25 protein-coding genes are annotated in these 25531 nt (G+C 40.5%); 7 read left to right on the top strand and 18 right to left on the bottom strand.

The features are described from left to right. Positions 1 to 91: 91 nt before the first annotated feature. The gene (locus F907_RS07460; protein ID WP_016652424.1) at positions 92 to 793 is read left to right on the top strand and encodes an SDR family oxidoreductase; all 702 of its coding nucleotides are present in this window, start codon (positions 92 to 94) and stop codon (positions 791 to 793) included. A gap of 53 nt (positions 794 to 846) precedes the next feature. Here F907_RS07460 and F907_RS07465 read toward each other — a convergent pair whose 3' ends face one another. The 11 genes from F907_RS07465 to F907_RS07515 all read right to left on the bottom strand — a co-directional run bounded on the left by F907_RS07465 (position 847) and on the right by F907_RS07515 (position 9923). Continuing rightward, positions 847 to 1896 (bottom strand): SAM-dependent methyltransferase, encoded by a 1050-nt coding sequence (locus tag F907_RS07465; RefSeq protein ID WP_016652423.1) that lies wholly within the window; start codon positions 1894 to 1896, stop codon positions 847 to 849. An 8-nt stretch (positions 1897 to 1904) separates the two neighbouring features. Beyond that, positions 1905 to 2684 carry a DUF1295 domain-containing protein gene (locus F907_RS07470; protein WP_016652422.1) on the bottom strand — a complete coding sequence of 260 codons (780 nt, stop codon included), beginning with the start codon at positions 2682 to 2684 and terminating at the stop codon, positions 1905 to 1907. Between the two features lie 34 nt (positions 2685 to 2718). Further along, positions 2719 to 3918, bottom strand: a complete 1200-nt coding sequence (locus F907_RS07475; protein ID WP_016652421.1) for an SAM-dependent methyltransferase — start codon at positions 3916 to 3918, stop codon at positions 2719 to 2721. Continuing rightward, positions 3893 to 4708: a DUF1365 domain-containing protein gene (locus F907_RS07480; RefSeq protein WP_016652420.1), complete on the bottom strand. Its 816-nt coding sequence runs from the start codon at positions 4706 to 4708 to the stop codon at positions 3893 to 3895. Before F907_RS07480 ends, F907_RS07475 begins: the two co-directional genes overlap by 26 nt. 13 nt (positions 4709 to 4721) lie before the next feature. Next, complete coding sequence (locus tag F907_RS07485) at positions 4722 to 5999, bottom strand: NAD(P)/FAD-dependent oxidoreductase (RefSeq protein WP_016652419.1); 1278 nt, start codon at positions 5997 to 5999, stop codon at positions 4722 to 4724. Beyond that, positions 5996 to 6985, bottom strand: coding sequence for an acyl-CoA desaturase (locus tag F907_RS07490; protein WP_016652418.1), 990 nt, complete (start codon positions 6983 to 6985; stop codon positions 5996 to 5998). The genes F907_RS07485 and F907_RS07490 overlap by 4 nt, the downstream gene beginning before the upstream one ends. A 191-nt stretch (positions 6986 to 7176) precedes the next feature. Then, a complete protein-coding gene (locus F907_RS07495; RefSeq protein WP_016652417.1) occupies positions 7177 to 7356 on the bottom strand; it encodes a zf-HC2 domain-containing protein in 180 nt (59 codons plus the stop codon). Then, positions 7350 to 7970 (bottom strand): RNA polymerase factor sigma-70, encoded by a 621-nt coding sequence (locus F907_RS07500; RefSeq protein WP_016652416.1) that lies wholly within the window; start codon positions 7968 to 7970, stop codon positions 7350 to 7352. The genes F907_RS07495 and F907_RS07500 overlap by 7 nt, the downstream gene beginning before the upstream one ends. Next, a complete protein-coding gene (locus tag F907_RS07505; RefSeq protein ID WP_016652415.1) occupies positions 7967 to 8731 on the bottom strand; it encodes an HvfC family RiPP maturation protein in 765 nt (254 codons plus the stop codon). The genes F907_RS07500 and F907_RS07505 overlap by 4 nt, the downstream gene beginning before the upstream one ends. Beyond that, the gene (locus F907_RS07510; protein ID WP_016652414.1) at positions 8682 to 9545 is read right to left on the bottom strand and encodes an HvfB family MNIO-type RiPP peptide maturase; all 864 of its coding nucleotides are present in this window, start codon (positions 9543 to 9545) and stop codon (positions 8682 to 8684) included. Before F907_RS07510 ends, F907_RS07505 begins: the two co-directional genes overlap by 50 nt. A 69-nt stretch (positions 9546 to 9614) precedes the next feature. After that, positions 9615 to 9923, bottom strand: coding sequence for an HvfA family oxazolone/thioamide-modified RiPP metallophore (locus tag F907_RS07515; RefSeq protein WP_016652413.1), 309 nt, complete (start codon positions 9921 to 9923; stop codon positions 9615 to 9617). Positions 9924 to 10084: 161 nt separating this feature from the next. On the opposite strand from F907_RS07515, the gene F907_RS07520 reads away from it, so the two are divergent. From F907_RS07520 to F907_RS07530, 3 genes are all read left to right on the top strand, one after another. Next, positions 10085 to 10699 (top strand): HvfX family Cu-binding RiPP maturation protein, encoded by a 615-nt coding sequence (locus F907_RS07520; RefSeq protein ID WP_016652412.1) that lies wholly within the window; start codon positions 10085 to 10087, stop codon positions 10697 to 10699. 153 nt (positions 10700 to 10852) lie between these two features. Further along, on the top strand, positions 10853 to 11536 hold the full coding sequence (locus F907_RS07525; RefSeq protein WP_005275353.1) for a heavy metal response regulator transcription factor: 684 nt from the start codon (positions 10853 to 10855) through the stop codon (positions 11534 to 11536). Then, positions 11526 to 12908 (top strand): heavy metal sensor histidine kinase, encoded by a 1383-nt coding sequence (locus F907_RS07530; protein WP_016652411.1) that lies wholly within the window; start codon positions 11526 to 11528, stop codon positions 12906 to 12908. The genes F907_RS07525 and F907_RS07530 overlap by 11 nt, the downstream gene beginning before the upstream one ends. A gap of 62 nt (positions 12909 to 12970) precedes the next feature. Here the strand turns inward: F907_RS07530 and F907_RS19035 are convergent, their stop codons facing one another. The 5 genes from F907_RS19035 to F907_RS07550 all read right to left on the bottom strand — a co-directional run bounded on the left by F907_RS19035 (position 12971) and on the right by F907_RS07550 (position 17884). Beyond that, positions 12971 to 13120 (bottom strand): hypothetical protein, encoded by a 150-nt coding sequence (locus tag F907_RS19035; RefSeq protein ID WP_016652410.1) that lies wholly within the window; start codon positions 13118 to 13120, stop codon positions 12971 to 12973. A 148-nt stretch (positions 13121 to 13268) separates the two neighbouring features. Then, positions 13269 to 14300, bottom strand: a complete 1032-nt coding sequence (locus F907_RS07535; RefSeq protein WP_016652409.1) for a M20/M25/M40 family metallo-hydrolase — start codon at positions 14298 to 14300, stop codon at positions 13269 to 13271. A 179-nt stretch (positions 14301 to 14479) separates the two neighbouring features. Beyond that, complete coding sequence (iaaH, locus tag F907_RS07540; RefSeq protein WP_032862191.1) at positions 14480 to 15943, bottom strand: indoleacetamide hydrolase; 1464 nt, start codon at positions 15941 to 15943, stop codon at positions 14480 to 14482. A gap of 86 nt (positions 15944 to 16029) precedes the next feature. Continuing rightward, positions 16030 to 16743 (bottom strand): helix-turn-helix domain-containing protein, encoded by a 714-nt coding sequence (locus F907_RS07545; protein WP_016652407.1) that lies wholly within the window; start codon positions 16741 to 16743, stop codon positions 16030 to 16032. A gap of 121 nt (positions 16744 to 16864) precedes the next feature. Next, on the bottom strand, positions 16865 to 17884 hold the full coding sequence (locus F907_RS07550; protein WP_016652406.1) for an AraC family transcriptional regulator: 1020 nt from the start codon (positions 17882 to 17884) through the stop codon (positions 16865 to 16867). 115 nt (positions 17885 to 17999) lie between these two features. Here F907_RS07550 and F907_RS07555 point away from each other — a divergent pair, with 115 nt between their 5' ends. The 3 genes from F907_RS07555 to cueR all read left to right on the top strand — a co-directional run bounded on the left by F907_RS07555 (position 18000) and on the right by cueR (position 22671). After that, positions 18000 to 19532 (top strand): flavin-containing monooxygenase, encoded by a 1533-nt coding sequence (locus F907_RS07555; protein ID WP_016652405.1) that lies wholly within the window; start codon positions 18000 to 18002, stop codon positions 19530 to 19532. A gap of 182 nt (positions 19533 to 19714) precedes the next feature. Beyond that, on the top strand, positions 19715 to 22201 hold the full coding sequence (locus F907_RS07560; RefSeq protein WP_016652404.1) for a heavy metal translocating P-type ATPase: 2487 nt from the start codon (positions 19715 to 19717) through the stop codon (positions 22199 to 22201). An 11-nt stretch (positions 22202 to 22212) separates the two neighbouring features. Next, positions 22213 to 22671, top strand: a complete 459-nt coding sequence (cueR, locus tag F907_RS07565; RefSeq protein WP_016652403.1) for a Cu(I)-responsive transcriptional regulator — start codon at positions 22213 to 22215, stop codon at positions 22669 to 22671. A gap of 92 nt (positions 22672 to 22763) precedes the next feature. Here the strand turns inward: cueR and F907_RS07570 are convergent, their stop codons facing one another. Together F907_RS07570 and F907_RS07575 are read right to left on the bottom strand one after the other, a co-directional pair. Continuing rightward, on the bottom strand, positions 22764 to 22952 hold the full coding sequence (locus F907_RS07570; protein ID WP_005241661.1) for a heavy-metal-associated domain-containing protein: 189 nt from the start codon (positions 22950 to 22952) through the stop codon (positions 22764 to 22766). 163 nt (positions 22953 to 23115) lie between these two features. Next, complete coding sequence (locus tag F907_RS07575) at positions 23116 to 25320, bottom strand: OsmC domain/YcaO domain-containing protein (protein ID WP_016652402.1); 2205 nt, start codon at positions 25318 to 25320, stop codon at positions 23116 to 23118. Between the last annotated feature and the right edge of the window lie 211 nt (positions 25321 to 25531).

Raw genomic sequence — 25531 nt, 5'->3', positions numbered from 1 at the left:
ATCGTTTGATCAGCACACGGTTGAACCTTAATATGATTTTAAAATGAGCTAACTATCTCATATTCAGAATGACATTATAGAGGTAAAAATCATGACTGAGAAAGTCGCTATTGTTACGGCCGCAGGAAGTGGTATGGGTGCAGCTGTTGCAAAAAAACTAGCCGCAGATGGATACAAAGTTGCAATTCTATCATCATCAGGTAAAGGTGAAATTCTTGCAGATCAACTGAATGGCTTAGGCATTACTGGATCTAACCAATCAATAGATGATATTCAACGCCTTATTGATGAAACGCTTGCTCGTTGGGGACGTATAGATGTTTTAGTCAACAGTGCTGGACATGGCCCACGCAAAGGAATTTTAGAATTAACAGATCAAGATTGGCATGATGGTATAGATACTTATTTTCTCAATGCTGTACGCCCTATTCGTTTAGTGATTCCGATCATGCAACAACAAAAGCGCGGCGTGATTATAAATATTTCCAGTGCATGGACATTTGAGCCTAGTTCACTATTTCCAACGTCTGCCGTTGCCCGTTCAGGATTGGCAGCTTTTACCAAGATTTGTGCTGATACATATGCTATTGATAATATTCGTATTAATAATGTCTTACCTGGGTGGATTGATAGCCTACCCAAAACAGATGAACGTACCAATAGTGTTCCAATGAAACGATATGGTTCAACAGAAGAGATTGCAGCTACAGTGGCTTTCTTAGCGTCGGATGGTGCTGCTTATATCACAGGACAGAATATCCGAGTAGATGGTGGTTTAACGCGCTCTGTCTAATCACTCTCAATAAAATAAACATAAACATATCTACTGGTAGATTCTCATTTAAATTATACGGTTTTCTTTTTGAACAGGAAGTGACCGATGACCCATTCTTGTCCTTGTTCAAATCCAAACAATTCCGCGCAAGCCATAAAAAAGATACGCCAACGTTGCCACCAAGCATCGGCATGCTGTGCATATACCTTCTCGAACAGTGGTTTTAATTGTCCAGCGTTACGATCCATGTTTTCCAGCCAGGCATTTGCTGTTTTTTCGTAGTGCGTACCTGACCATTGCCAATGCTGTGATAACTTTAAATGTGTTTGAAAATGCAAAAATGTAGACGTTGCTGGCATTAATCCTCCTGTAAAGAAGTAGCGAGACATCCAATCATATTCACTTTTTATTTCAAATGGATAATGTAAGAAGCGATGGCAAAAAATATGACACCATAACAATCCATTAGGTTTGAGCCATAATTGAATTTTCTGAAATAATTTTTGATAGTTTCTAACGTGCTCAAACATTTCTACAGAAACAACCCGATCAAATGAATTTTCTTTTAGTTCGAGTATATTGACATCACAGGTAATGATTTTAATATTTTGCAGACCACGTTTTTCCGCTTCAGCTAAAATGTATTGACGTTGCGTTGCGGAATTGGATACAGCAGTAATTTTAGCGTTCGGATAATGCTCCGCCATCCATAATGTAAAAGAACCCCAACCACAACCGAGTTCCAAGATATTTTGACCATCATGCAATTGCGCTCGTTCGCTGTAAACTTGCAGTGCCAACTCTTCTGCCTCATCTAATTGGGTTGTATCATCAGCAAAAAAACAGGCACTGTATTTTAATCTTTTGCCTAAAACCGCCTGAAAGAAAGCGGTTGGCAACTCATAATGTTGTTCATTGGCTTTGTCTGTTTCAATCGCAATTTCACTCTGCTTCAACATATTCAATACATCCATATAGCGTTGAGCACCCTGTTCTGGATCATAACGACCTTCTTGAATCAAACGCTTTTTGCTTAATGTACGAATTGCTGCACGAATCGCTTGATCGGGCACTAGACCACTCTCAACGAGTTTCAATGATTGCTGAATAATAAAGTCCATACGCTCACCTATTGTTTGGGTTTCCATGGAATAAACATAGAAGTTCGTTTTTGATAATCGAGATAATTCTGACCTCGATTTTTTAATGCTTGTTGTTCACTAAATGGAATTCCCGTGATGTAATACAAAAAGAACCACATCAAAACAGGATAAATCCACAGGCTATATAACCCTGCCGCCAACCCGATTACTGGGTAAGCAAACCAATGTATCCATTCAAAAAAATAATTTGGATGACGAGAGTATTTCCATAGCCCCTGATCCATCGTCTTTCCATGATTCTGTGGATTTTGCTTGAAACGGTACAATTGCTGGTCTGCAATTACTTCCCCCATAAATGCAACCACCATAATCATGCTTGCAATAATGAGAAGATCATTGCTTTGGTTATTCCACACTGTATTTGGCACATTCAGTAAACTCCACATTGGAATACTGAATAAAATTGCTAAACCCGCTTGAAACATAAAAAAAGCAAAAAAGCCAAGGTGTTGATATTTTCCCATCGCTAGCCGCATATTGGCATATCGGCGATCTTCTTCGTGCTCGGCCATATAACGGCGAAATAAATGCACACTCAATCGTAAAAACCAGACAGAGCTCAGAACACCTATAAACCATGTGACATTCTCTGGAGCGACATCTACACACCAAGCAGTAATGACAATATTCAGGAAAATGCAAAAACTCCATGCCACATCAACAATACCTGCACGGTGGTTATATGTTGCCCATAACCAGCAAACTGTCATCACGACAACATCAAGTACAAACAATTGCCACAACATGACTGTCTCCTTGACGTATCAAATAACTTTATTGTTAATAAGGGCTTGCTTCAAATAACAGCTGTACATTACTAATTACACCTTCTTTAAAGCCACCTTCGCAGTAACAAAGATAGAAATCCCACATTCGAATAAAGTTTTCATCAAAACCTAATGCCAATACTTGTGGTCTGGCATTTAAAAAACGTTCACGCCATTGATGAATCGTTTCAGCATAGCTAAGCCCAATATCTTCAAGATGTTTTAAACGTAATTTCTGTTCAGATGCGGCTTGGGTCAGCACACTAATACATGGAATAAAGCTACCCGGAAAAATATAGCGCTTAATATAATCCACAGTGCTTAAGGCTTTTTTATAACGTGCGTCTTCAATGGTAATGGCTTGGATCAATCCCAAACCAGATGGCTTAAGCAAGGATCTACATTTATTAAAGTAGGTTGATAAATATTGTTCACCCACAGCTTCGATCATTTCGATCGAAACTAACTTATCAAATTTCCCCTCTAGTAGCCGATAATCCTTAAGTTGGACATTAACTCGATGGCTTAGACCAGCATCTGCAACTCTTTGGATTGCTTCATCATATTGCGCTTGTGAAATCGTAATTGTGGTGACTTTACAGCCATAATGCTGGGCCGCATAGATCGCAAAACCGCCCCAACCGCTTCCGATTTCAACGAGATGATCCATGGGTTTCAATTGTAATTTTTGGCAGATCAATTCTTTTTTATAATCAGATGCTTGTTCTAATGTCATGCTTGTTTGTTGATAGACTGCACTGGAATACATCATGGAAGAGTCAAGAAAGAGCTTGAAAAAATCATTGCTGAGATCATAGTGCTCTGCAATGTTTTTACGGCTGCCTGATAATGAATTTTTACGTGTTTTGTACCACGCTTTTAAAATCAGTTGGCTTGCTTGCGAAAGCATATTTTGATTAATTTTATCGAGAACATGACGGTTTCTCGCTAAAATTTGGATCAGTTCAACTAAATTTTCACTGCTCCAATACCCCTGAATATAGCCCTCTGCAGCTCCAAGTACACCATTTTTAAAAATTAGATCAATGAGGGCTTTATTATGTACCTCTATCGTTGCCTCTAAATCAGAAATTTCACCTACCGTGCCATTCCATTCACCACGGAAATTAATTTGACCATGACGAAGTTTGAGCAAGCTGCGTAAAACTAATGGCAGTGAATCGTTTTCACCGAAAATAAGCGTTTTGATCATCTTGTTTTAAATCCTTATCTTTTTTAGGGTGCCGATAAAATGGAACTTTCTTTCGCCATAAATAAAATGCTTGTAAATAAATCGAAGCGAGCATTTTGAAAGGTTCAAAAACATAATGAACAGCATAAAGATTGAGCTGTGAAGGAACTGTGATATTTTCTAATTCGAAAAGCATCGTTGCATCAAAAATTAATTTTTGTGTTTGATAAAGCTGCATATGAATCACGTTTTGAGCATCAGAAAAGTTAAAGCGCCATTTGTACTGAATATCCATCGGCATAAATGGAGAAACATGAAAACTTTTTTGAAATTCAAACTCTACGCCATGATACTCAGAATGCTGTTCTAACTTATCACGACAATCATGCACATAAACTTTGCGTTCTTTCCAAGGCGTATTGGTGATCTCAGTTAAGATAAAAATAAGCTGTTTTTGACTATTAAAAATAAAATAAAACACCACTGAATTAAAACTGAAACCAAGCATTCGTGGTAAAGCCAATACACGAATTTCTGATTGTATCGGCAAGACCGCATCCACTTGTTGCAATAAGATTTTTTCTATTCTTTGCCTTAAATTCCCTGTATAGCCCTGCAAAAAATCATTTGCATCTACCTTTAGAATATTCCAGTGTGCTGTTGAGCATAGCCATGAATGACTGAGTTTCGTTGTTATCTGATCTGGATCAAAATATAAATAGCTCAATGTTGCTTTAAATTGATGCACCTTAGGGGTAAATCGGCGATGTCTAATTTTAGCTTTCGCGATAGCAAGTGGAGTCTCTAACATTTTCAGTTCACCCCTATTCATCAGCTATAGTCATTAAATGTTCTACAACACGTTCAGCACTTCTTGCCCCATCTTCATGAAATCCCCAACCCCAATACGCACCACAAAATGAACTACGATTATTGCCGTTTATTTCATGCCAACGAGATTGGGCCTCAAGCGCAGTTTTATTAAATACGGGATGCCGATAATGTCTTTCAATATAAATCTTATCTTTAGCGATCGGTGTATTGGGATTAAGTGTAGAAAAAACTTGTGTTTTACAATTCAAATTTTGCAAACTGTTCATCCAGTAGGTAAAGCCAAAGTGAACCTTGTCAGTCAAGGTCGATTGTTCATTTTGAGCTTGGAGAGTCACATGAACATGCCAGCTTGCCCACTGTGATCTAGATTTTGGCATAATCGATGTATCATGGTGTACTACCATACGATTATCTTGGTAATCAAAACTGCCTAAGACTTCACGCTCTATGTCTGAAGGCTCATCTAATAGTTTTAAAGTGTCGTCGGCATGACTTGCAAAAATAACCCAATCAAATTGCTCTTGCCCATGTACTGTCACAATGGAAATATGATCTTTGCTTCTGATCACTTGCTTTACTTGATTTTTTTTCCAGATAATCGTTGGGCAATGATGTTGAATCGCGTAGATGTAGGATATTGAACCACCTTTAACAGTTTGCCACTGTGGTCGATCTTTTAATTGCAGCATACGGTGATGCTGAAAAAAACTTACCACGAACTTGTAGGGAATATTGCCTACTTGATCGACAGGGCTTGACCAAAGCGCCCCGCACATTGGATACAGATGTTCATCTCTAAACACCTGAGAATATCCATGATGATTTAAATACTCATCAATGGTTAATTCAGGATGACTTTCTTCAACAGAAACATCTTTATTTTCTTTATAAAAGCGAAGTAAATCCGACAGCATCACCCGAAAGTTTTTATTTAAAAAGTTTTGTGGTCGAACCAATAATGACCATTTTTTTGAAGGATTGTATTGTAGCCCTGTCACCAGATTATTGACGGAAAAACTCATGTCACTGCTTTGCGCTTGTACACCTAATTCAGCAATCATGGCGCTAAAAAGTGGATAGTTATACGCATTGAAGACAATAAAACCACTGTCTATGGTTACATTCTTTTGATCAATACTAAACTCATGGGTATCGGTATGCCCACCAAAATAATTCTCTTTTTCAAAAATAGTGACATGATGCTTTTTTGAAAGTTTCCAAGCAGCATACATTCCAGAAATACCAGAGCCAACAATTGCAATTTTCATGAAGACTCCTTCGTTTGAGTTTTGATTGGGTTCATTTTAAGACTTTGTTTTTGACTGTTATAAGCAGCATAAATACGTTGTGGCACAGGTTTTATTCCCCAGATTAAACCCAGCCAAGACATTGCTTTTAAAACATAATAGGTGATATCAATTTGCCACCAAAAAAAACCTTGACGCGTACTACCAGCATAATAATGATGATTGTTATGCCAACCCTCACCTAGCGTTATGATCGAAAGGAACAGATTATTACGACTATTATCCGTGGTATCGAAATCTCTACTGCCGTATAAATGGGCAAGTGAGTTAATACATAAAGTCGCATGAATCAATAACACGGTTGAAATAACAAAACCCCAAACCAATAATTGCAGCCCAGAAGTGCCTAAATTCGGATGAGCAACAGCGAGCCATTCGCCAAATACATAAATAGCAAAAGCAGTCATTAGAACAATAGGTAAATTAAAGCGATCTAACCAAATGATCTCAGGAAATTTTAGCCAATCCTTGATGACTTCTTTACGCGTTGAGAAATTCTGTTCATTCAAGAACCATCCAACATGGCTATACCAAAAACCATGTAATGATGAATGTGGGTCTTGCTCAGTATCGGTAAAATGATGGTGATACCGATGGTGCGCTGCCCACCAAAGTGGACCACGTTGCGCACTCATTGTACCTATCAGAAGAAAAATAAATTGTACTGGCCGTGAAGTTTGAAATGTTTTATGGGATAAATAACGATGAAAAAAGGCGGTGATTGCAAACATTCTAACCAGATAAAATATGATCATGAAAATAATTGCAAACCATGAAACCCCCACCCAAAACACAGCGAGACAAGCAATGTGCAGTAAAATAAATGGAATAATTCTCAACCATTGCACTTGAGTATCTTTGACGATTTTAGAACGATCAACCTGATTTGATTCAAGCGTATTGGTATTTGACCAACTATCTATCCATCCCAGAAAAAATTTAAACATTGATTCTTCCTGACCTACCTCTTTTTTATAATTGTGATTTTAGAAAATTTGATATGAAGTTTATGTGAAGCTTAAAGTATCATTATTCATCTTAATACAAAATTATGAAAACATCGGTTTATCTTGAAAATTAATTATCTTGAATACGAAAGCATACATAGAGAGCAATCGAAGTTGCCACATAAAATAAATTAATGATCAAATTTTTTAAATTCTTTCGAAAGTTGAGACAAAGTTCTGATCTGCTTTCCATAACGGCGGCAGGAACGGCAAGCCAATAAATGCAGTTGTAGATTGCTCTGCTCTCGTAATAAAAGTGCTCTATCCTGCTTCTCGGATAATAGTTGGGTGGCTTGGCGACAGGTCAGCATGAGCAATCCTCCTGCAATAACCACTTATTTTCCAAACATTCGCGCAGACGCGTTCGACTTCGATACATGAGGACATTAAAATTTGAGACTGTAAGTTCAAGCTTTTCACAAATTTCATTAGAGCTCAGCTCAATCATCTCTCTTAACATAAACACCTGAGCGTATTTTGCGGGTAAGTGATTCAGACAGGCATCAAAAATAATCCAGAAATCTTGTTGCTCCATCATTTCTTCCGGGCTTAGCCAAGCTTGTGGCGCTTCATATTTATGCCAATGTCCTGAAGCATCAAATAAAGCATCAATACTGAGTTCACTTTCTTCATCTTTAAAGAGTTCACTCATACTCACTAACCGGGATTTTTGTCGAATCAAATCAATGATCTTATTTTTTAAAATCGCAAAGACCCAAGTTTTAAAAGCAGCCCGCCCCGTAAATGAATCTAGGTGTTGAAAAGCACTGGCCAGTGCTTCTTGAACCACATCTTCTGCCTGCTGCAATGAGGAAAGCTGTAAAACTGCAAATTTAATCATTTGTTGTCTTAGGTCCTGTAAAAAAGCAGGATTATGTAATTGATGTAAGAGGTCATCTTGATTCGGTGCCGAAGCTGAACTCATCCCTGTATCTCATCATTATTATGGGGAACATGAAGTAATCTTAACCGAGTTAATAATGCATTTAACTCAGAGATTTGTAGTTGAATTTCCTCTTCATCAAAATCAGGAAGAACTGACTTAATCAATTGCTGTAGAGTCTGTTCAACAAATCCATTCTGCTGTATGTGTTCTATCATGACGGCGTATAAAGGGGACAAAGCTTCAACACAGACCTGATCTTGATCATCTCGCCACACCATAATCGCACTTGGTACTCGTTCTACCTGTTCAAGTGTCATTGCGGTTGTCCAATGATAGACAGGATATTGATAGGCCAATACCCATACATGAGTAGTGAATTGCCAATCTTGATCTTGATCTTGCTCCCACGTTGGGGATTCAATTTCAACTGTATCTAAATACAGTTCCAGCCATTCATACTGCAATAATTCGCCTAACCAAGGATATTCTTGCAATACAGGATGTTGCTGCTCAGTTAAGTATTCACGAAATTGTAAAGAAATATCATTGTAGAACGGTGACTGACAACGACATTTTTTAAAAAACTCTGCTAATAATTGCTGCCATTGTAATTCAGGCAACATGGAACGTGCGACAGGGAAAACCAAATTGATAAATGAGCAGACATTATTAAACAACAAATCACGATAGACCTGCATCCGAGCACCAGCAAAGTTCGGTGGTAACTCTAATTCAGGATCACGAACCCAATCACAAAACTGCTGTTGCGTGGTCTGAAAGAATAGTGGCTTTGCTTCCATCACGGCTCTCCGGTTGTTGCATGATTTTGATTTTTTTCAACTCATCTTGTAGCTGCGGCCATGACGGGATATTAAAGTCCCGTTCTAATAATGTGGGTTTTATGCCACAAACTTTATAGGTATATTCTAGAAGCTGCCAAACAGGATCATTAATTGCAGCACCATGTGTATCAATCAATAGGTTTGGTTCAATTTGTTCATGACCCGCGATATGCAAGTAACGAATTCGTTCTTTCGGCATCGCTTGAATAAAAGCATAGGCATCGCTGCCATGATTAATACTATTCACATAGACATTATTCACATCAAGTAGTAATTCACAGTCTGCTTTTAACAGTACTTCACGTACAAATTCGGCTTCATGCATTTCTGCATTAGGCATTAAATACGTAGAGACATTTTCGATCACCAGTCGCTGCCCCAAAATATCCTGTACACGTAAAATTCGTTCCGCTACATAATCAACCGCTGCTTCTGTCATCGGGATCGGTAATAAATCATATAAATAGCCCGCATCGTGGGTATAACTCAAATGCTCTGAGTAAATCGGAACATCATAGCGTTGTAAAAAGCTTTTAACCTGTTGGATAAATTCTAAATTCAGTGGATGCGGTCCACCAATGGACAAAGATAAGCCATGACAAATCAAAGGTGCTTTCTCAACACATTGAGCCAATAACTTGGCATGCCGACCACCAAAACCCATCCAATTTTCAGGTGCAACTTCAATAAAATCAGGATGTTTGTCCGCACTTAAAAAAGTATCAATAAACTCACGCCTTAAACCCAGTCCGACACCAAACAATTCAAACATGTTTATGCTCCTGTTATCGAAATGATGTCGGTCTAAAGCTTAGACCGGCATCATCCCAGGCTTAGTTGATTATTTAGCGCCACACTTACCATCGGCCATCTTTTTATCCGCGCCGCATTTTGCATCAGCAGCTTTCTTGCTTGCACCACACTTGGCATCCGCTGCTTTTTTCGCTGCGCCACATTTCGCTTCAGCAGATTTTTGCTGATGTTTTGCTTTATTGGCACCACATTTCGCTTCACCACACTTTCCATCCGCAGCTTTGCTGGCATGTGTTTCTGTGGTTGTTGGTGTTGCTGCAACAGCGACATGGGTTACGCCAGCAACTGAAAGTGCTAATAATGCTGCGACTGAAGTCATTGAATTAAGTTTGCTCATTGTTCTATTCCTTTTAAGGTTATTTCTCGGTTTGTACACAGGTACATAAAGTTAGACGGATTAAATCTTGATTTATTACAGTGCAAATAAAAAAATTCATGTAAGAAATTCAATATTCACCCGACTAATGATCATTCAATCCTATTCGGTGTGAAATTATCATGAAGAACTTTATCTACTCTCTCCGTCTGCATTACCAAAAGCTAAGCTCTATGCTAAAACACGCAGATGGCATCGCGGCACTGGCCTTACGCTGCTATTTAATTCCAATTTTTTGGATGGCAGGTAGCAATAAACTCATGCACTTTCAAGAGACTGTCGAATGGTTTGGCAATAGCGATTGGGGCTTAGCTTTGCCCTTTCCTTATTTGATGGCAACATTAGCAACTTTGACAGAACTTGCAGGCGCGATTCTTTTAGCCCTCGGTCTTTTTACCCGTTTAATCAGTATTCCGTTGATCACTACCATGTTTGTCGCCATTTTCACAGTTCATCTGCCAAATGGTTGGCAAGCGATTGCTGATCCCAACGCCCCCTTGGCCAATGCACAAGTCTTGGCCTCAGCGGAGAAATTAGAACAGGCACGACAACTCTTAGAAAATTATGGTAACTATGATTGGCTTACATCGAGCGGTTCATTTGTCATTCTCAATAATGGAATTGAGTTTGCGGTGACGTATCTGATTATGTTATTAGCGCTGATGGTCTTGGGTGGTGGTCGTTATTTCAGTTTAGATTATTGGATAAAGCAAAAATTTTCTAAGTATCTTTCTTAAAATCAAATTGCACATGCATAATGCTGTTATTTTTAAAATGTTAATTCGTTAATGTCGAGAAGCTGACAGCAATATTACAATTTTGTCATTTATAAAACTCGCATTCTCTTTAACGCTAAAATGACACGATAAAACTTTGGGCTCGATGAAAACATGCGAATACTTCTAGTTGAAGATGAACAAAAAACGGGGGATTATCTCCAAAAAGGTTTAACGGAAGCCGGTTATGTGACGGATTGGAGTCAGGATGGTATCTCAGGTTTACATCTTGCGGTGACTGAACAGTATGACCTGATCATTTTGGATGTCATGCTGCCGAAACTGGATGGCTGGAAGATTCTCACTGAAATTCGCAAAGTAAATACCTTCCTCCCTGTCCTGTTTCTGACGGCCAAAGATCAAATTGAAGATCGTGTCAAAGGCTTGGAGCTCGGTGCAGATGATTTCCTGATTAAACCCTTTGCCTTTGCTGAATTACTCGCACGAATTAAAACCCTGCTAAAACGTGGTCAGATTAAAGAAGAGCAAACCTTTTATGCAGTTGCAGACTTACATCTTGATTTGATTAAACGGCGTGTGGTGCGTTCTGGGCAACGGATTGACCTGACCGCCAAAGAGTTTTCTTTATTGGAACTATTCATGCGCCGCCAAGGTGAAGTATTACCCAAATCACTGATTGCTGCACTGGTTTGGGATATCAATTTTGATAGCGATACTAACGTAGTCGAAGTTGCGATTCGACGCTTGAGAAATAAGATTGATGCCGACTTTAGCCCCAAACTGATTAGAAATATTCGTGGTATGGGTTATGTCTTAGAGATTGAAGATGAGAAATAAATTATTTCGATCCATTGCTTTTAGGATCAGCTTTATTTCTACCTTATTCACGACGCTGATCTTGATCGTCATGGGGATATTCGTCAATCAACATGTCGTTAATTATTTTTATCAACAAAATCAAAAAGAAATTGAAGGTAAAATTCAGCTAATTGAAAATTTATTCCAGCAAAAACCTAGCAATTTTAAAGGGAGTTTAGATGAGGCACTGATTGGGCATGATAACCTGCTGATCCAGATCAAGCTTGCCAATGGCCAAATTCTTTATAATAAGAAAAATGTGCACGCTGACCTCAGTCAATTGATTCAACAAAAGAATGGGCGTTGGATCAACTGGAAACATAATAATCAAAGCTATCAAGGTATTGTCGTCAATAAAACCATTCGTTATGACCAAAGCAATCAAAACATGCAAATTATTGCTGCGATTGAAGTTACGGATAATTACTATTTCCTGCACTCCTTTAAACAGCAGTTGCTCATGGTCGGTCTTCTCGGTGTAATTGGCCTGATGTTTTTAGGATGGTGGGCAACTTGGCAAGGCCTCGGCCCGATTCGAAAAATGGCAAAACTTTCAGAAAATATTTCTGCAAATAATCTGTCCAACCGTCTCGATCTGAGCAATGTGCCGATTGAACTAGCCCCACTGGCCACTGCTTTCAATGACATGCTAAACCGTTTGGAAATTTCAGTCGACAAACTTTCTGCGTTCTCAAGTGACTTGGCCCATGAAATTAGAACCCCAATCAATAATCTCATGATGCAAACCCAAGTTTCATTAACCAAGCCAAGAACACTGGAACAATACCAAGATGTCTTATTCTCAAATCTGGAAGAATATGAACATCTGGCCAAAATGATTTCAGATATGTTGTTTCTTGCAAAGTCTGATCATAATTTAGCGTTGAAAAACAAGAAGAACATCGATTTAGTGCAAGAAATGAAAGTCCTGTTTGAATACTTTGAAGCCTTTGCCTCAGAAAAGCAGATTCAGTTAAAACTAACAGGTCAGGCATCGATTCAAGCTGAACCTGCCATGATTCGTAGAGCCTTTAATAATTTAATTTCCAATGCAATTAAATACGGTGAACCAGATTCAATCTTAGAGATCAAACTGAGCCAAAATGATCAGCATTCGATGATTCAGATTAAAAATAAAGTGTCTGCTGAAATGCAAGTGCTTAGCCCTTTGCAACTTTCACGCTTTTTTGACCGATTCTATCGGCTAGACTCATCTCGACACAAAGCGGAGGATGGTACAGGCTTAGGACTGGCAATCACCAAATCGATTATCGAAATTCACGGTGCGGCAATTGATGTCTTTATTGAAGGAGAAAATATTGTCTTTCGAATGATTTTTAAAGTGGAATGACTGGAATATATAAAGGACCATACAATTTGGGAGAAGCTGTATGATCCTTGCAAAATTAAATCTTACTTTGCCTGATTTTGACCATTGTTACCTTGTACAGTTGTATTACGTTCTTGGTTTTTCTCCAAGAATATTAATCCACCATCTGCATAGCTTAAGCTCGCTGTTGTCGCAAACGATAGGATAAAGATGAGTTTAACCAATGCTTTCATTTCTATTCACCTATTCTCTCTTAACTCCCTATAAGATAGAACAAGCAGCCCAACAGCAGCATGACCTGAACATGACAATTTTGTCATTTCCATTCAGGCTTAACCGTACAGTTGATTCATCAAATAGAAAAGGTCTTTTAATTCAATCTTATTGTTTATCTAGAACGGTTAATAAATGCGTGACTGCATCGCCTGCCAATTGCATTGACTTTGGATCAACCTGCTCAATCGTATCACACGCTTTGTGATAACATGGCGCGAACTCAAGCTCATCCCCTTTCATTTGCTCATTAAACAAGATGACAGCGGTCACTGGAACTTTACCCAAGAATGAAGCCGTATCACTGGCCGTTAAGGTCGAGACATCTTCTTTAATTTTGAGATTTTTTGCTTTAAAGAATTCCTTGAGTGTTTTTTCTAATGCTAAATCACCAGCATGACTCGGAAGGCTACGCAAACCATCGAGTAATGGTTTATAGTCCTGTTCCTGCATGCCACGCTCTTTTAACATTTTTTCCATCTCATCCACAGATGATTTATCACCATCTGCAATCAGGATTTCAGGATCTTTGGTGCCGACCATATCTAGATTGATATAGGCTTTAATGGACTTTAATTGTTCAGTAGTCAGTTTCTCAACATAAGCTTGAGAGCCCGCGATACCCACCTCTTCTGAGTCCCAGAATGCCAAATAAATGGTGTTTTTCGGCTGTATTTTTTGGGTCGATAGCTGTGTCATCAAATCGAGCAATAAAGCCACACCAGAAGCATTGTCATTGATTCCAGGCCCCATCTTGACCGAATCATAATGTGCGCCGAGCAAGATCACGCTTTGTTTTGACTCCCCAGGAATTTTCACAATAATATTTTGGCCTTTGGTCTTTTCCCGATTTTCAAAAGTCTGAATCTCTGTCCTAAAACCTGCTTGTTTGGCTTGATTTAAAATATATGCTGCACTTGCCAAACCGCCTTGCGTGCCGACTGCACGATTACCGCCATGACGCTGAGCAATTTGTTCAAAAGCGTGTAAATGCGTCATCATTTGTGCCGCATCCAACTTGAAAACCAATTGAGTTGTATCCTCAACTTTTTCTTTGGTCTCTTGATCGTTTTTTTGACAGCCACTTATCGCAAACATGCTAGTTAAAACACAAACACCTAAAAGTTTCTTTAAAAACATAAAATAAACTTAAACCGATTTTTATAAAGTAAGTTTAATACTAGATTTGCAGATCGGTATTTGCCATTTCGATTTGTATCTTTTCATATGGCCTAATCGCAATCAGATAGCCACTTAAGGTCTATTTGCTTAAAGCCTCTCCCCGATTAGACAGGCTTTAAGTGCTAATCGACATTATTTTAGTGATGATTTAAATCGCTAAAAATCTGTTCCAATATTTGCCCAATCACCAATATTTCATGATCCGTATCCGGTAAGCCATCGATTTCTAATCCAATTGGTAACTTTGACTTTGCTCCAAGACCAATCGGCAAACTCAGCCCTGGCAATCCGATATTACTCCCCGGGTCTGTATTGCGAATAAGTGCTTGAAAGTTTTCAATTGAACTCACCTGCTCACTGGCCAACGGCGCAACAATTGTTGATGTTGGAAAAACTAAGGCGTCCAATTGGTGATCATGAAAAGTTTTCTGATATAGCGCAAGCAATTGAGGACGTGCTTCGGCAATCGCTTCTTGATATAAGGGTTCTACAGCTACAGATTGACCAGCCAAATCTACAATCAATTCAGGCAGAATACTCTGTGTAAAAATCTGCTGTACATCTGGACTGGAGATCTGATCAACCACCTCATCTAGACTGATACCAGTCTCATTGTTTTTTAAATATTGAATCAGATCATGTTTCCCCTCATAAATTACCACGGGAAATGAAATACGATGATTCAACGAGGCTAAATCAGGCATGTCTACATTTATGATTTCAATTCCTGCATTTTTTAAAAGTTGCAGTGCTTGATGCGCTTGTTGTTGCACATCTTCATCCAGATTTTCCCAAAAATATGCACACAACCCGAGTCTAATCGGCTGCTTAGGTATAACTGTGACCATCTGCTGCCGGGTAATCAATTGGTCAATCAGCATAATATCTGCGACTGAATGCGCCATAGGCCCTGCGGTATCACGGGTGTGAGAGATTGGCGTAATACCCTCTTGAGCATAGCGTCCTACCGTTGGACGAAAACCAACACAGCCATTCAATGCACTGGGTAGTCTGACCGATGCACCTGTATCAGTCCCGATGGCAATTGACACCATCCCTGCGGCAACTGCGACTGCACTTCCTGATGAAGAACCACCTGCAACATGGAGAGGATTGACTGCATTTCGAGTACCAACAACCCCTTCAATATGCATTGCCGTATTATAGCCTGTGACGCCAAAGGCCAGCTCATGCATATTGGCTTTTCCAACGACAATCGCACCCTGCTCGATTAAAGCCTGAATGACAGGAGCTGTTGTTTTCGGTCTAAATTCAGCTAAAGCGGGTGTTCCTGCACTGTTGGGAAAACCTGCCACATGAATATTATCCTTCACAGCAAGTAATACACCAATCAAAGCAGGACAAGGCTTTCCTTCTGCAATATATTGATCCCAAAATTGCGCTTGCTGAATAGCGACTGTCTGATCAAGACTAATAAAAGCATTCAAGCCTTGCTGTTTTTCAATATTTTCAAAATAAAGCTGAACCAGTTGTTCACACGAGATTGTTCCCTCACGAACCAACCTAGTAATGTCACTGACTGTCGCTGTATTGAGCTGAATCAATTGATCTAAATCCAGTTTTTTTGTAGTGCTTAGCATCATGCCTTAAACCCCATTTAAGTAATTATTTTTATAATTTAGTATAGCGGCAAGTTGACTGCATATCCTCAAAATTGAGGAATCACTCAACAATGGATCATGGCCGCCATTTCTGTACGATTATGGCAGTTCATTTTCTGCATGGCATTTTTTAGATGGGTTCTGACCGTGGTAAAACCGATATTGAGTAGGTTGGCAACTTGTTTATCACTCAAGCCTTTACTGACCAATTGCGCCACTTCATACTCTCGCGGAGTGAGCAGGTATTGGCTTGATAAATCGGTGGGTAAGGCTTGAGTCAGATAGGGTTCAAGCAAGTTTAAAATTCGCTTTTCCCGTGCACTAAACATCACAGAATCCTGCGCACGCCAGATTCTTAAATCACCAACATCAATGCCATTTCGGACAAAATAGACATTTAGCCCATGATAAAGCCCATACGGTTGTAAAAACTCATTGTAGTAAGGGGTTTTCTGGAGCGCTGAAATGGACATGATTTCATTGACAAAGGTGGGTTGCTGACGCTTTCGCAGTTGTGCAGTAATCGGATCATCATATTGCCAGATACGGTCATATTCATCGATAGCCTTGGGGTCAATTTGCCACATGATGCCTTTCTGAGACAGATGCTGTTTTGCATCCCAAATATAAGACGCTGCAAAATCGGCGCGTAATAAAGTCGCGATCTCTGCCAGTGTTGTTTCGCGTAAGTTATCTTGCCCTTTTCCAGCACCCAGTTTCCAGAGTATTTCAGAAAGCAGGCTCATTTCAGTTGGGCTTAAATCATGTTCCAAAAGCATCGGGTATTCCCTTTTTATTCGACTGCCGCCACTGCTCGGCATCTAACTGGACAGTAATCCCTTACTGTTCTTTCAGCTTCCTGCATCTTTTATATGTCACTGCGTCTATATTTTCTACAGTTTATTTTTTTAATCGGCTTGCATGCGGTGTTTTGTTGTACCAGCGTTTATAGGCGTGAATAAAACTGGCAGGCTCGGCATAGCCCAACCATTCAGAAATTTGCTCAATCGAGTTTTGTGCTAAAGACAAATAATCGTCTGCCAGAATTTTTCGGACTTCCTCCCTAATTTCAAGAAATGTGGTTTGTTCTTGAGCCAAGTAGCGACGTAAAGTTCGTGAGTTCAAATGCAACTGATGTGCCACTTCCTCCATCGATGGGATTTCACCCTTGGTAGTCATCAGTACTTGTTGAACCTGATAACTATATTTCTTTTGTGATTGTCGTTGATCCAGTATCTGTCGGCACTGTTGTTCAGCAGTATGTAAAACCAGTTCATTTGCCATACTCAGCTTCTGATCTATCTTTTCTGCATTGAGCACAATGTAGCTTTTCGATCCGCCAAATTCTGGCGTTACACCAAACACCTCACGATAAGTATCTACTTCTCCACCCGGTTGAAAGCTAAACGCCAGCTTTTGGCACAGTTGCTCCTGGATCAAATCTCGTTGTACGGTAATCAATGCAGCAACATCTCGTTCAATAATAAACTGCCAAAGTATTTGCGGAATTCCAGCATCAACTTTGATATCAATTTGAATGTTTTGTGTCTCGGGGTACTCAGTAACCTCAAACTGGCTAAAAGCAAAGGACAAGGGAAAATACGCCAAAGCAAAATCCAACGCTTCACGAATGTTAGCACTACTGATCAAGGCCAAGCCCAATGAACCAAAAGTTGTGAAGTGGTAACAGCTCCCTACCTCCAAACCCAGCGCAGGTCTTTCGCTGAACTGTTCCACCAGATTACGGATTAATTGCAACTCCTGTTGACCCGTCACCAACATATTCGGATCCAACAGTTGTTGTTGCCCCAACCCTGTGTTCTTGAGGATCTGTACATAGCTCAGACCGCGCTCCACCGCAAAATCGGCCATCAGGCGAACACTATGGATACTGCGTTGATATGTCCATAAATACTTCAATCAAGTCTGCTCTGTGTCCTCTAATCACAATATTTTGTCCTCATCCATCCTCTAAATCAATGGATGAAACGATTATTCTGCAAACAACACATGATACTTTTAACTTGAGTCCGTTATGTCTAAACAACAATTCGCTTCAAATAAAAATATTCGCATTGCCATTATCGGAACTGGATTTGGTGGCTTAGGCTTAGCGATTCAACTCAAACGTGCTGGCTTTGAACAGTTCACCCTATTTGAAAAAGCCAGTGATGTCGGTGGCGTGTGGCGGGACAACACCTATCCGGGAGCGGCTTGTGATGTACCGTCACACCTCTATTCATTTTCATTTGAACAAGATCTGGGTTGGAAAAACCGCTATGGTTCATCACAGGAAATTCATCAATATTTAAAACATTGCACAGAGAAATATCAGCTGTATCCGCATATCCAGTTTAATACTGAAATTGCCAGTGCTGACTTTGATACAGCACAAGGTGTTTGGCAGATCCAGAGTGTAACGGGTGAAAAATTCGAGGCCGAATTTCTGATTGCAGCGGTCGGTCAACTCAATCGACCAGCCTACCCAAAGATTTCTGGGCTAAACACCTTCAAAGGCAAGACTTTTCATTCTGCGCGTTGGGATCATGACTATGATTTAAATAATAAACGTGTGGCTGTGATTGGTACCGGTGCCAGTGCCATTCAGTTTGTGCCTGAGATCGCTAAACAAGTCGCCCACTTAGACATCTATCAGCGTTCTGCACCTTATGTCATTCCCAAGCCAGACCGTATTTATTCAGACTTGGAACGTAAGGCTTTTCAAAAGCTGCCTGTTTTACAAAGTCTGGATCGCGTGTTTCAATACAGCTATAACGAGATTCGCCTTAAGAGCTTTACCGCAACACTGAATGAAATTCCTTTGGCTGAATATATTTTTCAACGACATATCCGTGAGGAAATCAAAGATCCACATTTCCGCCATCGTCTTATGCCAGACTACCCGATTGGCTGTAAACGTATTCTGATTTCTAATCATTGGTATCAGAGTCTGGTTCGTCCCAATGTCGAGGTGATCAATAACTCAATTCAAGAAGTGACTGAAACAGCTATTGTCGATAAAGATGGGAAAGCACGTGAAGTCGATGCTATTATTTATGGAACAGGCTTTGCTGCAACTGACTTTATGGCGCCGATGCAAATTACCGGACTCAATGGCAAGACACTGAAGCAACAATGGGCCGATGGTGCGGAAGCGTATTTAGGCTTAACTGTAAGTGGTTTCCCTAATTTCTTTATGCTATATGGCCCAAATACCAATTTGGGGCATAACTCAATCGTCTACATGATCGAAAGTCAGGTGAACTATATTTTGGATGCAATTCGGGCCCATATCCAAAACAATTTATCCTTTACCAACCTGAAAGCTGAAATCCAAACTCAGTTTAATCAGGAAATCCAAGAAAGAATGAAATCAACCATGTGGTCACAAGGTTGTAACAGTTGGTATCAAACCGCGACAGGAAAAAATACCAATAACTGGCCAGGGTTTACTTTTGAATATCGTCAACGTACCCGTCATTTTGATCTGGAAAACTATATCCAAGTACAAAAATCAGTATTGGTACAAGAACAGATAGAAAATCCAGTCAAACAAATAGCCGTCTAAGTCTCCTCAATCAGTCACTCAGCATCTGGATAGCCCTTTGTTTGAATACGATAAAGGACTATCCATACACGAGCTTTAGCTCTGTTTGCATATAATCCTAAAAGTTGATTAATCCGCTTGACCTTCCCATAATGTCAAGGTCTATGCTGAAAGCAATCGGATTATCTCTATAGGTCTATCTTATGGAAACACAAACAAATACAACCGCTCAAGATATGAAAGTTACCCTTCAAGTGGAAGGTATGACCTGTGCCAGTTGTGTCGGTCGGGTTGAAACAGCGCTCAAAAAGGTGGATGGCGTTGCATCTGCTTCGGTGAATCTGGCAACTGAACGTGCCGATATTACTTTGTCAAAACCTGTTGATCGTCAGGTATTGATTAAAGCGATTGAGCAAACAGGTTACGACGTCCCTGCCAACAAGGTGGAACTGGCAATTGAAGGCATGACTTGTGCCTCATGTGTCAGTCGTGTCGAAAAAGCTCTAAATGCTGTTGCAGGCGTACAAAGTGCCAATGTTAATCTTGCAACTGAACGTGCAACCGTCAGCGGTAATGCCAGCATCGATAGTCTCATCGCAGCAATTGATAAAGCAGGTTACGATGCTAAAGAAATACGGGCCTCTATTCCAGATCAAACTGAACAACTAGAAAAAAAAGATCACGAACGAGCTGAGCTTAAACGTGACTTGATTATTGCGACAGTTCTCGCCTTGCCTGTGTTTATCTTGGAAATGGGTTCCCATCTGATCCCCAGTGTTCATCAACTGATTGAACAGACCATTGGCATGCAAAATAGTTGGTATCTCCAATTCGTTTTAACCAGTTTGGTCCTGATTATTCCGGGGCGCCGTTTTTATCTCAAAGGTCTTCCCGCCTTATTCCGTTTAGCACCTGATATGAACTCTTTGGTTGCTGTCGGTACACTCGCTGCCTATTTATTTTCACTGGTTGCAACGTTTACACCGAAGCTACTCCCTGCTGGAACGGTCAATGTTTATTACGAAGCCGCAGCTGTGATTGTTGCTTTAATCCTGCTCGGTCGTTTTCTTGAGGCCAAGGCCAAAGGGCGGACATCTGAGGCGATTCAACGCTTAGTTAGCTTACAGGCAAAAGTGGCCCATGTTTCGCGTGATAACCATGTCATTGATATTCCAATTGATCAAGTCATCTCTGGTGATTTTATCATTGTAAAACCAGGTGAACGAATCCCTGTCGATGGTGAAGTGATTGATGGTCAAAGCTTTGTCGATGAATCGATGATTACTGGTGAACCGATCCCTGTTGAGAAAAATCTCGGCAGTCAAGTGGTGGGTGGCACCATTAACCAGAATGGTACTTTGAGTTTTAAAGCTGTCGCTGTCGGTGGTGACACCATGCTGGCGCAGATCATTCGTCTGGTCGAGCAAGCACAAGGTGCTAAAATGCCGATTCAAGCCGTGGTCGATAAAGTGACCTTATGGTTTGTACCTGCGGTGATGATTGCTGCGCTGCTCACCTTCCTTGTCTGGCTAATTTTCGGCCCTTCTCCTGCTTTAACTTTTGCATTAGTGAATGCGGTGGCAGTGCTGATTATTGCCTGTCCCTGTGCCATGGGCTTGGCAACACCAACCTCGATCATGGTCGGTACTGGACGTGGTGCAGAACTTGGCATCCTGTTTCGTAAAGGTGAGGCACTACAGTTATTAAAAGATGCCCAAGTGGTTGCGGTGGATAAGACGGGTACCTTGACTGAAGGTCATCCAGTACTGACTGATTTTGAGGTGACATCTACCTTTGATCGGAATAACGTCCTCAGTCTGGTTGCAGCAGTTGAAGCGCTTTCTGAACATCCCATTGCCAAAGCCATTGTCGATGCGGCAAAAAATGAAGGTTTAGATTTGCCAAAGGTTGATCGCTTTGATTCAGTCACAGGTATGGGTGTCAATGCCACTGTAAATGAAAACCAGAACATTTACATTGGTGCAGACCGTTATATGACTGAGATTGGTCTGGATATCACGCCATTTTCCCACACAGCGCAACGTTTGGGCGATGAAGGTAAATCTCCACTGTATGTAGCGATTGATGGTGCTTTGGCGGGAATTATTGCGGTTGCAGATCCAATTAAAGACACCACTCCTGCTGCCATTCAAGCATTGCATCAACTGGGTCTAAAAGTAGCCATGATTACGGGTGACAATGCACGTACTGCGCATGCGATTGCCAAACAACTCGGAATTGATGAAGTAATTGCCGAAGTTCTACCTGAGGGTAAAGTCGATGCCGTGCAAGAATTGAAAGTAAAATATGGCAATATTGCCTTTGTCGGTGACGGTATTAATGATGCACCAGCATTGGCTCAGGCCGATGTCGGCCTTGCGATTGGAACAGGTACAGATGTTGCGATTGAATCTGCGGATGTCGTACTGATGTCTGGGAACTTGCAAGGCGTTGCCAATGCAATTGCCCTGTCTAAAGCAACTATCGGCAATATTCATCAAAACCTGTTCTGGGCCTTTGCTTATAACACGTTATTGATTCCTGTGGCTGCGGGTGTGCTGTACCCTGCTTATGGCATCCTGATGTCTCCGATTTTTGCCGCAGCTGCGATGGCACTTTCAAGTGTATTTGTACTGGGTAATGCCTTACGTTTACGCCGTTTCCAACCACCGTCTGTGCACAACGTGTAATGGAGGATATGATGAATATTGGTAAAGTCTCTCAAGCTTCAGGCGTAACCAGCAAAATGATCCGCTATTATGAACAGATTGGTTTAATTCCAGCAGCGGGACGTAGCGATGCAGGCTACCGCTCTTATTCTGATAATGATGTGGAGCGCTTGAAGTTTATTAAACGTAGCCGTGAACTGGGCTTTTCGGTCACAGAAATTACCGATTTGCTCGACTTATGGAGTAACAACAATCGCCATAGTGCTGATGTAAAACATTTGGCTCAATCACATATCCAAAAACTGGAACAGCGTATCCAAGATTTACAGCAAATGGTGCAAACATTGCAAACTTTAGTGGATTGTTGTGCTGGTGACCATCGACCTGATTGTCCAATTCTTGAAGGGCTTAAAGAGCCTTTGAATGAAAGCAGAGACATTCACTCTCACAATGATCTGCTTTCAATTTCACCCTTGGCAGGGAAAAAATAGAATCAGCAAAGGCTATAGAAATATAGCCTTTGCTTTTGAAATATTTCCAAATAAAAAAAGCGGCTGATCGCCGCTTTTTTAACACTATATGCTTAACGTGGTGGGAAACCCGCTTCTGATAATGCATCAGCAACTTGCTGCTGCGTTGCCGTGGTTTCGACTTTCACACTACGGTTCGGTGGATCAGCAATCACTTTTGCATTTGCATCTACGGCCTGAATAGCGCGTGTTACGCCACGTGCACAACCACCACAAGTCATATTTTCAACATGAAATTCCATCGCAAAACTCCATTCAGTTTTTAAGAAGATGAGTACACTATAAACCTTGCCATTATGGCAAGGTCAAGTGTTTAAAGTGGCACGTGTATAAAAAAATTGAGTCTGCAGTCAATAAAAAAGTGCATGATCAACATGCACTTTCTCAACGTGTTTTAACCCAGTTTTAAACAGCTAAACCGACAGCTTTGGCACGTGCTTGATGTAGCTTTTTATAGCTATCGATCAGACGTAAATGACGATCCAATCCCTCCAGTTTCATACTGGTTGGGGTTAAGCCATAAAAACGAACGGCCCCCTCAACTGAACCCACCACCGCATCCATACGTTCATTACCGAACATACGACGGAAATTAAACTGGTAATCTTCCAGTTCCATTTCATCATCAAGCATAACTTCCAATACCACATTCATGCATTGATAGAACAAGCCACGCTCAACTGTATTGGTGTTGTATTGCAAGAAGGTTTCTACTAATTCCTTGGCTTCTTCAAACTGCTGCAATGCCACATAAATCAGCAGTTTTAACTCAAGCAAGGTTAACTGCCCCCAAACGGTATTATCATCAAACTCAATACCGATTAAGGTGGTGATTTCAGTATAATCATCCAGTTCGCATTCTTCCAAACGCTCGACCAATGCTTCCAGTTGCGCTTCATCTAAACGATGCAGATTGAGAATATCTTCACGGAACAGCAAGGCTTTATTGGTATTGTCCCAAATCAAGTCTTCAACCAGATAAATTTCAGAATAATCTGGAACAAGAATACGGCAGGCAGTTGCACCTAAATGCTCATACACGGCCATGTAAACTTCTTTGCCCATCTCTTCCAAAATACCAAATAACTCCGCTGCTTCTTCAGCATTTGAGTTTTCACCTTCATTGGTGAAGTCCCATTCAACAAAGTCATAATCCGATTTGGCACTAAAGAAACGCCAAGACACTAAACCACTTGAATCGATAAAGTGTTCCACAAAGTTGTTTGGTTCGGTCACCGCATTGCTTTGGAAGGTCGGTTGCGGCAAATCATTTAAACCTTCAAAACTACGACCTTGCAGTAGTTCAGTCAAACTACGTTCTAAAGCGACTTCAAGACTTGGATGTGCGCCAAATGAGGCAAATACGCCGCCTGTACGTGGGTTCATTAAGGTCACACACATCACAGGGAATTGACCACCTAATGACGCGTCTTTAACCAGCACAGGGAAACCTTGTTCCTCTAACCCTTGGATACCTGCCACAATACTTGGGTATTTTGCCAGTACCTCTTGTGGTACGTCTGGTAATGCAATTTCACCTTCTAAAATTTCACGCTTAACCGCACGTTCAAAGATTTCAGATAAACATTGAACCTGAGCTTCAGCCAAGGTATTGCCTGCACTCATCCCGTTACTGAGATAGAGGTTTTCAATCAGATTCGATGGGAAATAGACGATTTCATCATCTGATTGGCGTACAAAGGGTAATGAACAAATACCACGTTCCGTATTACCTGAGTTAGTATCGTATAAATGTGTACCCAGTAATTCATCATCAGGGTTATACACTTCTAGACAATATTCATCGAGAATTTCTTTGGGTAATTCGCCATTTGGACCCGGTTTAAACCATTTCTCATCTGGATAATGCACAAACTCAGCATTGGCAATGTCCTCACCCCAGAATTGGTCGTTATAGAAGAAATTACAGTTTAAACGTTCAATAAATTCGCCCAAAGCCGAGGCTAAAGCACTTTCTTTGGTTGACCCTTTACCGTTGGTAAAACACATTGGCGATTGCGCATCACGGATATGTAATGACCATACATTCGGTACGATATTGCGCCAAGATGCAATTTCAATCTTCATGCCTAAACCGGCCAAAATCTCGGACATATTGGCAATGGTTTGTTCTAGCGGTAGATCTTTACCTAGAATATAAGTGTTGTTTTCCGAAGTCAGACTTGGCATTAACAAGGCCTGAGCATCCGCATCAATACTTTCAACTTCTTCAATGACGAATTCAGGACCGGTTTGAATCACCTTCTTTACAGTACAGCGATCAATCGAACGTAAAATCCCTTGGCGGTCTTTTTCAGAAATGTCAGCAGGTAATTCAACCTGAATTTTAAAAATCTGTTTGTAGCGATTTTCAGGATCAACAATATTGTTCTGCGATAAACGAATGTTGTCGGTTGGAATATCACGCGCAGCACAATAGACTTTAACGAAGTAAGCTGCACATAACGCAGATGAAGCAAGGAAATAATCAAATGGGCCGGGTGCAGAACCATCGCCTTTATAGCGAATCGGCTGATCGGCGATTACCGTAAAGTCATCAAACTTCGCTTCTTGTCGAAGATTGTCGAGATAATTAACCTTGATTTCCATGCGTGCACCTAAATATTCTTATGTGTTGCAAGCACATAAGATTGAAAATATTGAACTATAAGCCGAATCGTGGATAAGCAATAGACTTAGAAAAGTGTGGCTAAGGTCATCTCGTCACGGTATCTAAACACTGACCTTAGTAATGATGGACGCTATTATAGAAGTATTTTAGGCAATTGATAACTTTTGTCTGTTTTTCTAGCTTTTTTAT

This window comes from Acinetobacter colistiniresistens (genome assembly GCF_000413935.1).
GTDB classification, from domain to species: domain Bacteria; phylum Pseudomonadota; class Gammaproteobacteria; order Pseudomonadales; family Moraxellaceae; genus Acinetobacter; species Acinetobacter colistiniresistens.
The sequence above is the reverse complement of the archived record's forward strand: the minus strand, read 5'-3'. Positions and strand labels throughout refer to the sequence as shown.

Coding starts and splice junctions, on each gene's coding strand:
- F907_RS07560 (WP_016652404.1), top strand. CDS start 19,715: ATGGAAACACAAACAAATACAACCGCTCAAGATATGAAAGTTACCCTT.
- F907_RS07505 (WP_016652415.1), bottom strand. CDS start 8,731: ATGGAAGCAAAGCCACTATTCTTTCAGACCACGCAACAGCAGTTTTGT.
- cueR (WP_016652403.1), top strand. CDS start 22,213: ATGAATATTGGTAAAGTCTCTCAAGCTTCAGGCGTAACCAGCAAAATG.
- F907_RS07495 (WP_016652417.1), bottom strand. CDS start 7,356: ATGCTGACCTGTCGCCAAGCCACCCAACTATTATCCGAGAAGCAGGAT.
- F907_RS07465 (WP_016652423.1), bottom strand. CDS start 1,896: ATGGACTTTATTATTCAGCAATCATTGAAACTCGTTGAGAGTGGTCTA.
- F907_RS07530 (WP_016652411.1), top strand. CDS start 11,526: ATGAGAAATAAATTATTTCGATCCATTGCTTTTAGGATCAGCTTTATT.
- F907_RS07460 (WP_016652424.1), top strand. CDS start 92: ATGACTGAGAAAGTCGCTATTGTTACGGCCGCAGGAAGTGGTATGGGT.
- F907_RS07520 (WP_016652412.1), top strand. CDS start 10,085: ATGAAGAACTTTATCTACTCTCTCCGTCTGCATTACCAAAAGCTAAGC.
- F907_RS07575 (WP_016652402.1), bottom strand. CDS start 25,320: ATGGAAATCAAGGTTAATTATCTCGACAATCTTCGACAAGAAGCGAAG.
- F907_RS19035 (WP_016652410.1), bottom strand. CDS start 13,120: ATGAAAGCATTGGTTAAACTCATCTTTATCCTATCGTTTGCGACAACA.
- iaaH (WP_032862191.1), bottom strand. CDS start 15,943: ATGCTAAGCACTACAAAAAAACTGGATTTAGATCAATTGATTCAGCTC.
- F907_RS07485 (WP_016652419.1), bottom strand. CDS start 5,999: ATGAAAATTGCAATTGTTGGCTCTGGTATTTCTGGAATGTATGCTGCT.
- F907_RS07525 (WP_005275353.1), top strand. CDS start 10,853: ATGCGAATACTTCTAGTTGAAGATGAACAAAAAACGGGGGATTATCTC.
- F907_RS07500 (WP_016652416.1), bottom strand. CDS start 7,970: ATGAGTTCAGCTTCGGCACCGAATCAAGATGACCTCTTACATCAATTA.
- F907_RS07535 (WP_016652409.1), bottom strand. CDS start 14,300: ATGTTTTTAAAGAAACTTTTAGGTGTTTGTGTTTTAACTAGCATGTTT.
- F907_RS07490 (WP_016652418.1), bottom strand. CDS start 6,985: ATGTTTAAATTTTTTCTGGGATGGATAGATAGTTGGTCAAATACCAAT.
- F907_RS07515 (WP_016652413.1), bottom strand. CDS start 9,923: ATGAGCAAACTTAATTCAATGACTTCAGTCGCAGCATTATTAGCACTT.
- F907_RS07570 (WP_005241661.1), bottom strand. CDS start 22,952: ATGGAATTTCATGTTGAAAATATGACTTGTGGTGGTTGTGCACGTGGC.
- F907_RS07510 (WP_016652414.1), bottom strand. CDS start 9,545: ATGTTTGAATTGTTTGGTGTCGGACTGGGTTTAAGGCGTGAGTTTATT.
- F907_RS07545 (WP_016652407.1), bottom strand. CDS start 16,743: ATGCTTTTGGAACATGATTTAAGCCCAACTGAAATGAGCCTGCTTTCT.
- F907_RS07475 (WP_016652421.1), bottom strand. CDS start 3,918: ATGATCAAAACGCTTATTTTCGGTGAAAACGATTCACTGCCATTAGTT.
- F907_RS07555 (WP_016652405.1), top strand. CDS start 18,000: ATGTCTAAACAACAATTCGCTTCAAATAAAAATATTCGCATTGCCATT.
- F907_RS07480 (WP_016652420.1), bottom strand. CDS start 4,708: ATGTTAGAGACTCCACTTGCTATCGCGAAAGCTAAAATTAGACATCGC.
- F907_RS07470 (WP_016652422.1), bottom strand. CDS start 2,684: ATGTTGTGGCAATTGTTTGTACTTGATGTTGTCGTGATGACAGTTTGC.